General features: G+C 70.4%; 12 protein-coding genes. 8 read left to right on the forward strand and 4 right to left on the reverse strand.

The annotated features are described in order from the left end of the window. Positions 1–57: 57 nt before the first annotated feature. A complete protein-coding gene (locus D4739_RS17045) occupies positions 58–924 on the reverse strand; it encodes a M23 family metallopeptidase (RefSeq protein ID WP_220699268.1) in 867 nt (288 codons plus the stop codon). Positions 925–1,284: 360 nt separating this feature from the next. Here D4739_RS17045 and sucC point away from each other — a divergent pair, with 360 nt between their 5' ends. Together sucC and sucD are read left to right on the forward strand one after the other, a co-directional pair. Beyond that, on the forward strand, positions 1,285–2,451 hold the full coding sequence (sucC, locus tag D4739_RS09985; RefSeq protein ID WP_120060480.1) for an ADP-forming succinate--CoA ligase subunit beta: 1,167 nt from the start codon (positions 1,285–1,287) through the stop codon (positions 2,449–2,451). Between the two features lie 11 nt (positions 2,452–2,462). Further along, positions 2,463–3,377 carry a succinate--CoA ligase subunit alpha gene (gene sucD / locus D4739_RS09990; protein WP_120060481.1) on the forward strand — a complete coding sequence of 305 codons (915 nt, stop codon included), beginning with the start codon at positions 2,463–2,465 and terminating at the stop codon, positions 3,375–3,377. A gap of 90 nt (positions 3,378–3,467) precedes the next feature. Here sucD and D4739_RS09995 read toward each other — a convergent pair whose 3' ends face one another. The 3 genes from D4739_RS09995 to D4739_RS10005 all read right to left on the reverse strand — a co-directional run bounded on the left by D4739_RS09995 (position 3,468) and on the right by D4739_RS10005 (position 7,339). Further along, positions 3,468–4,871, reverse strand: coding sequence for a sensor domain-containing protein (locus D4739_RS09995; RefSeq protein ID WP_120060482.1), 1,404 nt, complete (start codon positions 4,869–4,871; stop codon positions 3,468–3,470). After that, positions 4,864–5,370, reverse strand: coding sequence for an RNA polymerase sigma factor (locus D4739_RS10000; protein ID WP_120060483.1), 507 nt, complete (start codon positions 5,368–5,370; stop codon positions 4,864–4,866). The genes D4739_RS09995 and D4739_RS10000 overlap by 8 nt, the downstream gene beginning before the upstream one ends. Positions 5,371–5,530: 160 nt before the next feature. Next, a complete protein-coding gene (locus D4739_RS10005; protein ID WP_120060484.1) occupies positions 5,531–7,339 on the reverse strand; it encodes a sigma factor-like helix-turn-helix DNA-binding protein in 1,809 nt (602 codons plus the stop codon). 68 nt (positions 7,340–7,407) lie between these two features. Between D4739_RS10005 and D4739_RS10010 the strand changes: the two genes are divergently transcribed. From D4739_RS10010 to D4739_RS10035, 6 genes are all read left to right on the forward strand, one after another. Next, positions 7,408–8,808 (forward strand): cell division protein PerM, encoded by a 1,401-nt coding sequence (locus D4739_RS10010; protein ID WP_120060485.1) that lies wholly within the window; start codon positions 7,408–7,410, stop codon positions 8,806–8,808. A gap of 11 nt (positions 8,809–8,819) precedes the next feature. Then, a complete protein-coding gene (gene purN, locus D4739_RS10015) occupies positions 8,820–9,476 on the forward strand; it encodes a phosphoribosylglycinamide formyltransferase (protein WP_120060486.1) in 657 nt (218 codons plus the stop codon). Beyond that, entirely contained in the window at positions 9,473–11,095 is a 1,623-nt protein-coding gene (gene purH / locus D4739_RS10020; protein WP_182920369.1) for a bifunctional phosphoribosylaminoimidazolecarboxamide formyltransferase/IMP cyclohydrolase, read from the forward strand. The genes purN and purH overlap by 4 nt, the downstream gene beginning before the upstream one ends. A gap of 78 nt (positions 11,096–11,173) precedes the next feature. After that, positions 11,174–12,457, forward strand: a complete 1,284-nt coding sequence (locus D4739_RS10025) for an MFS transporter (RefSeq protein ID WP_238473600.1) — start codon at positions 11,174–11,176, stop codon at positions 12,455–12,457. A gap of 62 nt (positions 12,458–12,519) precedes the next feature. Next, entirely contained in the window at positions 12,520–13,110 is a 591-nt protein-coding gene (locus D4739_RS10030) for a pyridoxamine 5'-phosphate oxidase family protein (protein ID WP_120060487.1), read from the forward strand. After that, a complete protein-coding gene (locus D4739_RS10035; RefSeq protein ID WP_120060488.1) occupies positions 13,107–14,069 on the forward strand; it encodes a carbon-nitrogen hydrolase family protein in 963 nt (320 codons plus the stop codon). Before D4739_RS10030 ends, D4739_RS10035 begins: the two co-directional genes overlap by 4 nt. Positions 14,070–14,076: the final 7 nt, after the last annotated feature.

The following is a 14,076-nucleotide window of genomic DNA, read 5'->3' on the forward strand; positions in this document are numbered from 1 at the left end:
CGGCGCGACTTCGGGTGTACGCCGCGTCCCTGCGGTTCGCCCGACTCGCTTCGCTCGTTACGGGGTGACCCCGTTGGCCACCAGCGCGGCGTAGGGGTCAACCCCATCTCCACCGCCGGGGTGGACCTCGAGGTGGAGGTGGTTGCCGGTCGAGTGACCGGTGGTGCCGACGTAGCCGATGATCTGGCCGGCCGTGACGCGGGTGCCCACCGAGGTGGCGATCGAGCTCTGGTGGCAGTACTTCAGCTCGGTGCCGTCGTCGAGCACCTGCATCGTCATGTTGCCGCAACCACCGGCGTAGCCGGCGAACGTGATGGTGCCGCTGGCGACGGCGTGGATCGGGGTGCCGCTCGGAGCAGCGAAGTCGAGGCCGGTGTGGGCGTAGCCGCGCCACGAGTAGCCCTCGCCGAAGCCCTCGGAGATGCGGTAGGTGCCGGCATCGAGCGGGAGGACCCACTGGTTGGCCTTGATCTCCTTGGCCTGGTCCTGCGCGGCGCGGGCCAGCTTGGCGAGCTCGGTGGCGCGCTGCTCGGCCTGCTCCTCGGCGGCGTCCTGGAGCTTCTCGGAGGTGGCGGTCTCGAGCGCGTCGCGCTGCGAGTCACGCGAGACGACCTCGGCGCGGGCGTCGTCGAGCTGCGTCGAGCCGACGTCGGTGGAGCCGGAAAGAGCGTTGGCCGGCGCGGCGAAGCGCACGGGCGCGGAGGCGGCTGCGGTCTCGTCGGCGGCCGCGCTGACGGCGCCGGTGGCGGACAGCGAGAGTGCTGCGACGCCAAGCATGACGGGCGCGGACGGCAGGCCCTTGATGATCGGGCCGCGCGGGGCGGCGTGCTTCACAGCCTTGCGCTTGCCAGCGGTGCTGCTCGCTGCTCCGGGGACCCCTCGGCTTGCGTCACGCGCGCCGCGAGATGCTCGGTGGTCAGCCATGAATTGAAATCCTCTGGTCGGGAACGAGACAGCGTGCCCGACTCTAATGGACCCCCGCAGGCCCCGGCCAATCAATGTGACCTGTTCGGTGGAGAAACTACGGAAAGTATCACTCTCCAGAATCGGAGGCGAGTCGGCCCCGGTACGCCGCAGCCTCGCTGCGCCGCGGCGTACGCCCTGTCCGGTCGTTGGAAACGGGGCCGACACCCCGTGAGGTGGTGAGATCCGGTGTGCGATGGGCCACGTTGACCCCCGGATGACCGTCCAAGATCAGGTCCTCATGGTCGCGGGGCCCACTGCAGGTCTAGGGTGCCTGAGGAATCCCCGGACTGTGTCAATCGAAAAGGACTGGGTGGATCAGTGGATCTCATGGAGTACCAGGCGAAGGAACTCTTCGCCAAGCACGGCGTCGCGACCACCCTGGGTGTTGTCGTCGAGACCGCCGAAGAGGCCAAGGCCGCTGCCGAGCAGATCGGCGGCGTGACCGTCATCAAGGCGCAGGTCAAGGCCGGCGGCCGCGGCAAGGCTGGCGGCGTCAAGCTCGCCAAGACCCCGGACGAGGCGTTCGAGCACGCGACGAACATCCTCAACCTGACGATCAAGGACCTTCCGGTCAACCGCGTCCTGGTGACGCCCGCGACCCCGCCGGAGGAGGAGTACTACTTCTCCTTCCTGCTGGACCGCTCGAACCGCCAGTACCTCTGCATCGCGTCCGTCGAGGGTGGTGTCGAGATCGAAGAGGTCGCGAAGACCAACCCCGACGCCGTGAAGAAGATCGCGATCGACCCGGGCAAGGGCGTCGACGCTGCCAAGGCGCGCGAGATCGCGACCGAGGCCGGCTTCCCCGAGGCCGTCTTCGAGCAGGCCGTCACGATGATCGAGAAGCTCTACACGGTCTTCGTCGAAGAGGACGCGACCCTGGTCGAGGTCAACCCGCTTGCTCGCCTCGCCGGCGACAAGCTGGAGGCCCTGGACGGCAAGGTCTCGCTCGACGAGAACGCCTCCGAGGTCCGTCACCCCGACCACGAGCAGTTCGAGATCGCCGAAGAGGCTGACCCGCTCGAGGCGAAGGCCAAGGCGCTCGGCCTCAACTACGTGAAGCTCGACGGCTCCGTCGGCATCATCGGCAACGGCGCGGGTCTCGTGATGAGCACCCTCGACGTCGTCGCGTACGCCGGTGAGAACCACGGCGGCGTGACCCCGGCCAACTTCCTGGACATCGGTGGTGGCGCCAACGCTGAGGTCATGGCCAACGGCCTGGACGTCATCCTGAACGACGAGCAGGTCAAGTCGGTCTTCGTGAACGTCTTCGGTGGCATCACCGCGTGTGACGAGGTCGCGAAGGGCATCGTCGGTGCTCTCGAGCTCCTCGGCGACGCTGCGACCAAGCCGCTGGTCGTCCGTCTCGACGGCAACAACGTGGACCTGGGCCGCCAGATCCTCGCCGAGGCGAACCACCCGCTGGTCACCCTCGTGGACACCATGGACGGTGCGGCCGACAAGGCCGCCGAGCTCGCGAACGCCTGAGGGGACGAGACATGAGCATTTACCTGAACAAGGACAGCAAGATCATCGTCCAGGGCATCACGGGTGGCATGGGTGCCAAGCACACGGCCCTCATGCTTGACTCGGGCGCGACGATCGTGGGCGGCGTCAACGCCCGCAAGGCCGGCACGACCGTGACCCACAAGGACGCCACTGGCGCCGACGTGGAGCTCCCGGTCTTCGGCTCGGTCTCCGAGGCCATGAAGGAGACCGGCGCCAACGTGTCGGTGCTCTTCGTCCCGCCGGCGTTCACGAAGGACGCGGCGATCGAGGCGATTGACGCCGAGATCCCGCTCATCGTCGTGATCACCGAGGGTGTCCCGGTGCAGGACACGGCCGAGGTCTGGTCGTACCTGCAGGGCAAGTCCACGCGCATGATCGGCCCGAACTGCCCCGGCATCATCACGCCGGGCGAGTCGCTGGCCGGCATCACGCCGCACACCATCGCGGGCAAGGGTCCGGTCGGCCTCGTGTCGAAGTCCGGCACCCTGACCTACCAGATGATGTACGAGCTGCGTGACTTCGGCTTCACCACCGCCATCGGCATCGGCGGTGACCCGATCGTCGGCACCACGCACATCGACGCGCTCCAGGCCTTCGAGGAGGACCCGGAGACGAAGCTGATCGTCATGATCGGTGAGATCGGTGGCGACGCCGAAGAGCGTGCGGCTGACTACATCAAGGCCAACATCACCAAGCCGGTCGTCGGCTACGTGGCTGGCTTCACCGCTCCGGAGGGCAAGACCATGGGCCACGCCGGCGCCATCGTCTCGGGCTCCGCGGGCACCGCTGCCGCCAAGCAGGAGGCCCTCGAGGCCGTCGGCGTCAAGGTCGGCAAGACGCCGTCCGCGACTGCTGCTCTGGCGCGCGAGCTCCTGATCGGCCTCGGCATCGAGCCGAACGCCTGAGCCAGGCAACAGCAGTGACGAAGGGCCCCGGCATCACGCCGGGGCCCTTCGTGCATCTGTCGGTACGCCGCGTGCCGCAGTGGTCCCGCTTCAGCAGCCGTCCTGGGTGAACAGGCACATCTTCGGTGCGATCTGCTTGGTGATCTCGGTCATCCACTGGGCGTTGTCGCGCAGGGACTCCGGGCTTCCGCCCTCGCCCGCCCAGACGATGCCGACGAGGGCGCGCCCGACGCGGGTGTACTGCCAGGTGTAGCCGCCCTCCTCGCCGATGGCCCGTGAGGCGGTCACGGTGCTGTAGCCAGTGGTGACGTCGTGGGTGCTCCAGGTCGCTTCGATGCCGTTGGTGAGGGTCTCGTTCGGGCAGTCCGCGACCGCAGCGGCAAGGTTGTCGAGTGCTGCCTGGGCGGTCGCGGCGTCAGGATAGGTCCGGAGCTCGCGCATCTCGTGGAACTCCGGGCCCATCAGGTCGTAGTCGAGCCGGTCGACCGGCTCGCTCACCAGGATCCCCTTGCTGTCGCACGGGTCGGCGTGGGTCATGCGCTCACCTGCGGGGGTGCCGTTCACCGTCCCGTCGGAGCCCAGCGGGTTGGCGAGGCCGAGCGGGAAGTCGGAGGGGATCTCGGTCGTCGACGAGCTCGGGCCGCCACACGGGTCGCTGGCGTAGATGCACATCGCCGCCGTCATCGTGCCGGACCAGCCGACCATCTCCTCGACGGCGCTGCTCGTCTGCTCGTCCGTCATGCCGCCTTCGTTGCTCTCGGTGGTGAGGAAGAGCGCGTTGCCCACGCGGGTGACCAGGAGCGTGGTCATCCCGGGCATGTAGCCCGTCGTCCCGGCCATCTGGTAGCGAGTCGTGATCAGGAAGGTGTCGTCGCTCGCCGGGATCTGGGCGCCCCACACGGTGTTGCGCTTGGTGGTGCCGTCGGCCGTCTCCTCGTCGCAACCCGTGGCTGAGTCACGTGCCCCATCGAGAGCGAGCTGTGCCGCACGGGCGTCGCTGTAGGTGGCGATCACCCGGTCGCGGTAGTCCTCGGGGCCGTTGAAGTCGACGCCCTTGTGGGCAACCGTGCCCGTGTAGCTCCACGGTGTCGTCCCGCAGAAGTCCATGGGCTCGAGCACGAGCCTGGAGGTCGTCGTGGTCTCCTCGCCTTGGTCATTGCGTTCCGGGAGGTCGTGGAGCAACGGGAAGTCGTCCGGGATCGTGGTCCTCCAGCCGCCCGGTGGCGCGGGCTCGGCACTGTCCGTGACGCTGGGGGTGACGGTCGGCGTGATCGTGGTCGACGGCGGCTCGGGCCTGTTGGGCCCTCCACCGAGGAAGGCGAACGGCGCCGCGATGACGGCGACGACGGCGACTGCGCCGGTGGCCACGACGGCATTGCGCCGGGTGCGGCGGCGGTCGCCGAGGCGGCGTACCTCGGCGGGGGACAGGGGAGTCACGGGCACACCTCCGGTGCCGAAGTTCTCGAGATCACGGATCGGGTCGCGCTCAGACATGGTGGGCTCCCGGGTCGCTCTGGGTGTCGGGGGAGAGCAGCACGGCGAGGGCCGCTCGGCCGCGGGAGAGGCGGGCCTTGACGGTCCCCTCGGGTACGCCGACCTCGCGGGCCACGTCATGGACGGGAAGGTCACAGAGGTGGTGGAGGACGAGCGCCTGTCGCTGTGCCTCGGGCAGCTGCCGCAACGCGGTCACCAGGGCGACGCGCGTCTCATCGGACGCCTCGGTCTGCGTCGGCGGCGAAACCGCCCGGTCTGCCGGCCTCCGGCTCAGGCGGGTACGCCGCCAGCGGCTGACCGCGAGCCGGTACGCCGTGGTGCGGACCCATGCCTCGGGGTGGTCCGCCTGGGAGAGCTTGCGGCGATGGGTCCAGGCGCGGACGAACGCTTCCTGCACGCACTCCTGGGCTTCGTCGCGGTCCCCGATCATCGCGTAGAGCTGACCGGTGATCCGGGCGAACGACGCGGTGTAGAAGTCGTCGAACTGCTTCTCATCCATCGCGCTCATCCATCGCGTTTCCCCGTTCCGTGGCTGCTGTCGAGGGGGATACGCGCGGTGTGCCTGCGCGGTTGCGTCCCGACAGGATCATTCTGCGCGCGACACGCCAACCAAGCGCCGTGTCGACCTCAAGGTTGCGACGTGTCGACGGGGAGAGGGGTCAGGTGGGCGGGAGGTTCTCGAGGCGTGCCAGCGCTCGCGCAGCAAGGTCCTCGAAGGCGTCCGTGCCGAACGATGCCTTCTCGACCGGGACGAAGCCGATCTGCGCGACGACGGCCCCGCGGCGTACCAGCGAGACGTAGTAGTCGACCTCGGCCTGGTCGGAGATGGCCGCGGTGAACCGCCAGCTGGTGATCTCGCTCGTCGCGCTGCGCGAGCGCGCCAGCGGCTGCACGGTCGCGGAGAGGTCGCGCTTCTCGCAGCTGCCCATCCGCTTCTGGATGTCGCTCACGAAGCGCTTCGCGGCAGCCTCGTCCTTGAACCGTCCGACCGTCTCGCTGAGGCCGAAGCGTGCGGGCAGGCGCGCCTCGGGGACCAGGAACGTGCGCGTGGCAGACCACGGGATGCCGGCGAAGACGGCCCGGTCGCACGTGGTCGCGGCCGGGTTGGCCCTGGCCGGGACAGGCGCGGTCGCGACCCAGGGCTGGTCGACTCCCCGCACCGGGGGCAGGTCGACGGACTGCAGCATGCCGTGCGCGCTCGGGCCGGGCGCCGGAGCGGCCAGGGTCTTGCGCGGGGTCGTGGCGCAGGCGCCGCCGCCGTCCTCCTTGCAGAGCGAGGACACCGAGCCGCCGACTGCGGACACGAACGGCGGGAGCTCGGGGCCGACGCTGTCGCCGACCGAGCGGCTCAGCGAGGTGACGATCGAACCCGTGCGCGCGACGGCAACGGTGTACGTCGTGACGGGTGCGGCCCAGTCGCGGAGCACCACGAGCGCGGCCTCGTCGCCGGCGCCGGTGAGGGAGTACGACGCGAGGAGCTGCACGCGCTGGTCGGCGCAGTCGGAGAACCACGCCAGCGTCGCGCCGTACGCCGTGTGGGCGGACGTGGCGTCGGTGGACCGCTCGACGACCTGCACCGCGGATGCGGCCGGCTTCGCCGTGCTGCTGAAGGTGCGGACCAGGGCGTCGTGTCCCTTCGTGTCCGCGAACCGGGTCGACTGGCACGGGAGGTTGAGGCCTTCGCCGACGGTGTTGTCGGTGGTGGCGACGGTGCTGAAGGTCGCGCCCGCGGCGAGCCCGGCCAGCTGCTCGGGCGCGAGGAGCGCAGCAGCGGCGAGGTGCGTCTCGGGAGCCACGCGCGCGGGGGCGTCAGCGCCCCTGGCGGAGGCGAGCACGGCGCTGACCCCGGGCCCTGCGCCGACGACGGTGCCGGCTGCAGCCACGGTCGCGAGGCCGAGGGCCACTCCGACGAGCGTGTGGGTGCGGCGGCGGGCCGTGCCCGTGCGGCGCACGATCGTGGCACGGGGGAAGCGGACTTCCTCGGTGCGGGCTGAGAGCCCGCGCAGGGTCGCGCCGACCTCGTCGGGACCGATGTCGCGGTGGATCGCGAACTGGGCCGCAGCCAGTCGCCGCTGGCGATCGGCGGACGCCTCGGGCAGGCCGAGCTCGCGTGCCAGGTCGACTCCCGACAGGCCTGCGAGCTCGTGGAGCAGGAGCGCCTTGCGCTGCTGGCTGGTCAGCTCGCCGAGCGCGTCGAGCGTGGCCCGCAGCTCCGGGGCGAGGCTGCGGTCGCGGTGCCACAGCCGGGCGGTGTGACGGCGCTGGGCGTGCTGCCACGCGTGTGGGCGAACCCACGCTTCCGGCTCGCCGCGGCGGGTGACCTTGTGCCAGTGGTGCCAGGCGGCCACGAAGGCATCACGGACCGCGCTGCGCGCTGCGGGCAGGTCGCCTGTGAGGGCGTAGGTCTGCAGCAGCAGACGCTGACGCGTCTCGGCGTAGAACGCATCGAACTGGTCCGGATCTCGCATGGCGCGACCACGGTACCCGGCGAGTCCTCTCCTGTGCCGCCCGCACTACCGGGGAGGATGGCCCTGTCATGTCGAGTCGCAGCTTCCCCACGCCATCCACCCGGTCCGCCCCTCCTGTCGGGGCCGGTCCTGACGACGAGCGACGGCCGCTGGCCCTCGTCGCGGTGTACGGCGGTGCTGCCGCCGCGTTCGTCCCGCTCCTCGCGATGATGCTGTTCGGCGTCGTGGGGTGGTTCCTCACCGACGGCGGCATCCACGGCTCACCCCGTGACGGCCTGCGCAGCGGTGCTCTCGCCTGGCTGATCGGCCATGGCTCCGGTGTCCACGTGAGCGGCACGCCGGTCACCGCGATGCCGCTCGGGCTGACCCTGATCTGCGCCTTCCTGGTCGCCCGCATCGGCCTGCGCACCGGCGAGCGACTCTCCGACCACGGCCCCGACGCCCACGCGCTCACGGACGGTGAGCGCGACTGGACCGTCCCGGCCGGAGCGACGATGTTCGCCACGACGTACGCCGTGCTGGCGGTGCTGGTGGGCGTGCTCGCCGGCACCGCGTCGACGCAGCCCTCGCTCGGGGGCGTGCTCGGGTGGGCCCTGCTCCTCGGCGGAGCCGTCGGTGGCGCCGGCATCGCGGTCGGCTCCGGCCGCGCTGCAGTCTGGCTGGCGATGGTCCCGCTCGCGGTCCGGGAGACGGTGCAGGGCGCGGTGCGGATCCTCGGCACCTACTTCGTGGTGGCGGGCCTGGCCTTCCTGGTCGCCCTCCTGCTCGACGGCGGCACCGCGCTGACCGTGCTCTCCGAGCTGCAGACCGACCTCGCGGGTGGCCTGCTCTTCGTCCTGCTCAGCCTGCTGGTCGTGCCCAACGCAGTGCTCCTCGCGGGCAGCTACCTGCTCGGTCCGGGCTTCCAGGTCGGCACCGGCACACTGGTCTCGCCCACGGTCGTGGCCCTTGGCCCGGTGCCGATGTTCCCGCTGCTGGCAGCCCTTCCGGACAACGGTCCGACTCCGTTCTGGACCCCGTTCCTCATCGCGTTGCCGCCCCTCGCCGCGGCGTACGCAGTGGCCCGGCACCTGCGCAACCGGCCGCTGCTCGGATGGGACGTCGGCGCCTTGCGTGGGCTCGCCTCGGGTGTGGTGGCGGCGGTGCTGTTCGGCCTGCTCGCCGGCATTGCCGGGGGCGCCGTCGGGCCGGGGCGCATGGCGGACGTCGGCCCCCTGGTCGGCTCGGTCTTCTTCCACGGCATCGTGTCATTCGGCATTGGAGGTCTGGTCGGCGGGCTCGTCGCGACCTGGTGGTCACGTCGCCACCCGGTGCTGGACCTGCCCGACGCCGCCCCGCAGGCTGCCGTGAAGGAGCCGGAGGCGTCGGCGGAGTCCGACACCGAGCGCACGGTGAAGCTGCCCGGGCTGAAGTTCCCGGGACGCAAGCGGGACGAGACGACGTCAGGGGAGACCCCCTCAGACCGATAAACTTCGGTCCCGTGTCCACCCCTTCCAGCTCCGACGACGTCGCAGCGGCCGCCGGTTCTGCTCCGGCCCGCGTCGCGGTTCTCGTCTCCGGGGCCGGCACCAACCTGCAGGCGCTGCTCGACGCGGCGGCCGACCCGGCGTACGGCGCGTCCGTCGTGGTCGTGGGCGCGGACCGCGACGACATCGAGGGCCTTGCCCGCGCGGACCGCGCCGGCGTCCCGACGTTCGTCACCAAGGTGGGCCAGTTCAGCTCGCGGGAGCACTGGGACCTCGCACTCGCGGACCGGGTCGCCGCGTTCGAGCCCGACGTCGTCGTGCTCGCCGGGTTCATGAAGCTTGTCGGCCCGGCCTTCCTCGAGCGGTTCGAGGGGCGTGTGGTCAACACCCATCCGGCGCTGTGCCCGTCGTTCCCCGGCACGACCGGCCCGGCCGATGCGCTGGCCTACGGCGTGAAGGTCACCGGCGCCACCCTCTTCGTGGTCGACGCAGGCGTCGACACCGGGCCGATCGTGGCCCAGACCGTCGTGCCGGTCGAGGACACCGACGACGTCGAGTCGTTGCACGAGCGGATCAAGGGCGCCGAGCGCCGCATGCTCGTCGAGAACGTGGGCCGCATGGCCCGAGAAGGCATCACCATCACCAACAGGAAGGTCCGGTTCGGACTGTGAGCTCCATCGACACCACGAACGTCGTCACCCAGGACAAGATCGCGATCAAGCGCGCTCTCGTCTCCGTCTTCGACAAGACCGGTCTCGAGGAGCTTGTCCGCGGCTTGCACGAGGCCGGCGTCGCGCTGGTCTCCACGGGCGGCTCCGCTGCGCTGATCGAGTCGCTCGGCCTGCCCGTCACCAAGGTCGAGGAGCTCACCGGCTTCCCGGAGTGCCTCGACGGGCGCGTGAAGACGCTGCACCCGCGCGTGCACGCCGGCATCCTGGCCGACCGTCGCCTGCCCTCGCACGTGGAGCAGCTGGCGGAGCTCGACATCGAGGCCTTCGACATGGTCGTGGTGAACCTCTACCCGTTCGTCGACACCGTGATGTCGGGCGCCGGCATCCAGGACTGCATCGAGAAGATCGACATCGGCGGTCCGTCGATGGTGCGCGCCGCGGCCAAGAACCACGCCAACATCGCGATCGTCACCGATGGCGCCGACTACGCCGCTGCCCTCGCCGCCGCGCAGGGTGAGGGCTTCACCTACGAGGAGCGCAAGGTCCTCGCGACGAAGGCCTTCGTCCACACCGGCACGTACGACGTCCAGGTCGCGTCGTGGATGGGTTCGGTCCTGACCGACTCGTCCGTCGACGCCGAGGGTGTCTCGACCGGCTTCCCGGCCTGGATCGGCGGCACCTACGACAAGGCTGCGGTCCTGCGCTACGGCGAGAACCCGCACCAGAAGGCGGCGCTCTACCTCAACGGCTTCGGCCCTGCCGGGCTGGCGCAGGCCGAGCAGCTGCACGGCAAGGAGATGTCGTACAACAACTATGTCGACACCGACGCCGCGCGCCGTGCCGCCAACGACTTCGCCGAGCCTGCGGTCGCGATCATCAAGCACGCGAACCCCTGCGGCATCGCCATCGGCTCCTCCATTGCCGAGGCCCACGCGGCCGCGCACGCCTGCGACCCGGTCTCCGCGTTCGGTGGCGTGATCGCTGCCAACCGCCCGGTCTCGGTCGAGATGGCCAAGCAGGTCGCCGAGGTCTTCACCGAGGTCATCGTGGCTCCGGGCTACGAGGACGGCGCCGTGGAGATCCTGACCCGCAAGAAGAACATCCGGATCCTGGTCGCAACGGTCGACGGTGGCTCCCCGGTCGAGACCCGTCCGATCTCGGGTGGCCTGCTGATGCAGCAGGTCGACCACGTCGACGCCCCCGGAGACGACGTCGCCAACTGGACGCTCGCCACCGGCGAGGCTGCCTCACCCGAGGTGCTCGCCGACCTCGCCTTCGCCTGGAAGGCCTGCCGCTCGGCCAAGTCCAACGCGATCCTGCTGGCTCGCGATGGCGGGTCCGTGGGCATCGGCATGGGCCAGGTGAACCGGGTCGACTCGTGCAAGCTCGCGGTCGAGCGCGCCAACTCGCTGGTCGAGGGTGAGGAGCGGGCGCGGGGTTCCGTTGCTGCTTCGGATGCGTTCTTCCCGTTCGAGGACGGCCCGCAGATCCTGATCGAGGCTGGCGTGAAGGCGATCGTCCAGCCGGGCGGATCCGTGCGCGACGAGCTCACGATCGCAGCCTGCAACGAGGCCGGCGTGACGATGTACTTCACCGGAACGCGTCACTTCTTCCACTGAGTCACAGCTTCATCACGACAGGCGGTCGCCCCGGAAAACCGGGTGCGGCCGCCTGTTGTCCTTTGCAAGGATCACGGCGTGCTGCCGTATCTCGGGCGGATGCTCCCGCCGACCTCCCTCGAGCGTCGGCTCGTCCTCCAGTCGGTGCTGTCCGCCTTCGCGACCGGATCGTTCCTCACCGGGACCGCTGTCTTCTTCACCCGGATCGTCGGGCTGAGCGCCTCCCAGGTCGGACTCGGCCTGTCGCTGTCCGGCCTCGTGGTCTTCGCGCTCTCCGTGCCCGCAGGCCGTCTCGCGGACCGGATCGGTGCCCGTCGCCTCTGGCTGATCGCGTCGGTGCTCGAGGCGCTGGCCTATCTCGCCTTCCCGCTCGCGCGCGGGTTCGTCATGTTCGCGATCCTGATGGCCGTCCTCGGCACCATCGAGACCGCCGCGCGCTCGGGCCGCGGCGCCTACTGGCTGGTGATCTTCGAACGTGAGACCCGCGTGCGCGGCATGGCCTACATGCGCTCGGCCCGCAACATCGGCTACACGCTCGGTGCTGGCGCGGGCGGCTTCGCGCTCGCCATCGGCACGCGCCCGGCGATCATCGCGGTGCCGTTGCTGACGGCGTTCCTGCTGGTGATCAACGCGGTGCTGATCAGCCGCATGCCCGACGTACGCCGGACGGCCGACGCCGGCCCCGACGTCGCGGTCGCTGGGCTCGCCGTCGAGGGCGTGGAGGCCGGGCCAGGTCAGGGCGGCGTACCGGGTCTGCGCAACGTCGGGTTCGTCATCCTCGGCCTGGCCAACGGTGTCCTCGGCACCAACCAGATCCTGCTCAACGTCGTCGTCCCGCTCTGGCTCGTGGAGCGCACGGATGCGCCGCACATCCTGCTGGCCTGGCTCTTCGGCACGAACACCGTGATGGCGGTCCTGCTCCAGGTCCGTGCCGCAAGGGGTGCCGACACTGTGACCGGATGCTTGCGGCTCACCCGCTGGTGCGCGTGGTCGTTCGTGCTCTCCTGCCTGCTGATCGCGGTTACCCACGACACGGTGGGGTGGGTGTCGATCGTGCTGATCTGGGCCGGCCACGTCACGATCACCGGCGCGGAGCTGTGGCAGTCGGCCTCCGCCTGGGGATTCCTGTCCGAGCTGTCGGACCCCGCGCGGCTGGGGGAGTACCAGGGCGTCTTCCACCTCGGCTGGCAGGCCGCCTCGATCATCAGCCCCGCCCTGTTCACCTGGCTCGCGATGGAGCAGGGGGCGGCCGGCTGGTCAGTGATCGCGGCCATCGCGGTTGTCGCGGCGGCCGTCTCGCATCCTGCGGCGAGAGTCGCCGAGGCCCGCCTCCAACAGGAGGCCGCCGTCGTGACGGTGTGACCACGTGCGCGGCAACCCGAGGGACTATGGCGCGGTGACCGGCGCGGCCCTACCGTCGGTGGATGGAGTTCACCCCGGAGCAGCGGGCGCTGCAGGACCAGTTCGACAGCCGGCGCATCGCCGACCGGATCGACCACTTGCTGGTCAATGACGAGATCGATCAGGGCGCCGCGGCGTTCATCGAGTCCCGCGACATGTTCTTCCTCTCGACCGTCGACGCCTCCGGCCAGCCGAGCTGCTCCTACAAGGGCGGCGCGCCCGGCTTCGTCCGCGCGCTCGACGCGGGCACGCTCGCCTTCCCCGTGTACGACGGCAACGGGATGTTCATCAGCATGGGAAATGTGGCCGCCACCAGCAAGGTGGGGATGCTCTTCATCGACTTCGAGCACCCCGGCCGGTTGCGCGTGCACGGCAACGCCACGCTCTCCGTGGATGACGAGCTTGTTGGCAGCTGGCCGGGTGCCATCGCGGTGGTGCGTGTCGCGGTGACGGAGGTCTTCCCGAACTGCCCGCGGTACATCCACCGGATGCAGCGCGTCGCGGAGTCGCCGTACGTCCCGGCGGTGGGGGTGGTCCCGCCGATCCCGGACTGGAAGCGCGCGGAGTGGGCCAATGACGCGCTGCCGGCGAACGATCCGGCGAGGCTCACGTGACGCTCAAGGTGGCCGCCGCGCAGTACGCACCGGTCTTCCTCGACAAGGCAGCCACGCTGGACAAGCTGGAGCAGGTCGCGCGGGAGGCGGGCGCCCAGGGCGTCGGCCTGCTCGTCTTCCCGGAGACCTTCGTCCCGGCGTACCCGGACTGGGTCTGGCGCGCGAAGCCGTGGGACCGCGACTCGCAGGACCTCTACGCGCGCCTGCTGGAGGAGTCGGTCGAGGTCCCGGGACCGGACGCCGAGCGCCTGGGCAGGGTTGCGAGGGTGAACGGGCTGTGGCTGGTCGTCGGAGTCAACGAGCGCGTGGGCTCGACGCTGTGCAACACGCTGCTCTGGTTCGCGCCGGACGGGTCGCTCGCGCACCTCCACCGCAAGCTGATGCCGACCGGGGGAGAGCGCCTGGTCCACGGCTACGGCGACGGCTCGACGCTGCGGGTGCTCGAGACACCGATCGGTCGGCTGGGCGGGCTGATCTGCTGGGAGAACTACATGCCGCTGGCCCGTGCGGCGCTCTACGACCAGGGCATCGAGGTCTACGTCGCGCCGACCTGGGACACCAGCGATGTCTGGGTGCCGACGCTCCAGCACATCGCGAAGGAGGGCCGCTGCTTCGTGATCGGTGCGTGTCAGGCCATCCGCGGTGCCGACATCCCGGCCGACGTGCCGGCGCGGGGTTTGTGGCAGGACGACGAGTGGCTGGCTCGTGGGCTGTCCACGATCGTGGCTCCCGGTGGGTCGGTGATCGCGGGTCCGCTGGAGGAGAAGGAGGGGCTGGTCGTCGCGACGATCGACGTCACGGCAGCTGCCCGCGGACGGATGACGTTCGACCCGACCGGCCACTACGCGCGCCCCGACGTACTGTCCCTGCGCGTCGACACCACGCCGCGTGCGCCGGTGCAGTTCGGCGCGGTGTCCGGCCCGGAGCACGGTGAGCCGGCGAAACCACCGACTCCCTAGAATGAGG

Source organism: Nocardioides cavernaquae (assembly GCF_003600895.1).
Classification (GTDB): Bacteria; Actinomycetota; Actinomycetes; order Propionibacteriales; family Nocardioidaceae; genus Nocardioides; species Nocardioides cavernaquae.

Coding starts and splice junctions, on each gene's coding strand:
- D4739_RS17045 (WP_220699268.1), bottom strand. CDS start 924: ATGGCTGACCACCGAGCATCTCGCGGCGCGCGTGACGCAAGCCGAGGG.
- sucD (WP_120060481.1), top strand. CDS start 2,463: ATGAGCATTTACCTGAACAAGGACAGCAAGATCATCGTCCAGGGCATC.
- D4739_RS09995 (WP_120060482.1), bottom strand. CDS start 4,871: ATGTCTGAGCGCGACCCGATCCGTGATCTCGAGAACTTCGGCACCGGA.
- D4739_RS10000 (WP_120060483.1), bottom strand. CDS start 5,370: ATGGATGAGAAGCAGTTCGACGACTTCTACACCGCGTCGTTCGCCCGG.
- D4739_RS10005 (WP_120060484.1), bottom strand. CDS start 7,339: ATGCGAGATCCGGACCAGTTCGATGCGTTCTACGCCGAGACGCGTCAG.
- D4739_RS10010 (WP_120060485.1), top strand. CDS start 7,408: ATGTCGAGTCGCAGCTTCCCCACGCCATCCACCCGGTCCGCCCCTCCT.
- D4739_RS10030 (WP_120060487.1), top strand. CDS start 12,520: ATGGAGTTCACCCCGGAGCAGCGGGCGCTGCAGGACCAGTTCGACAGC.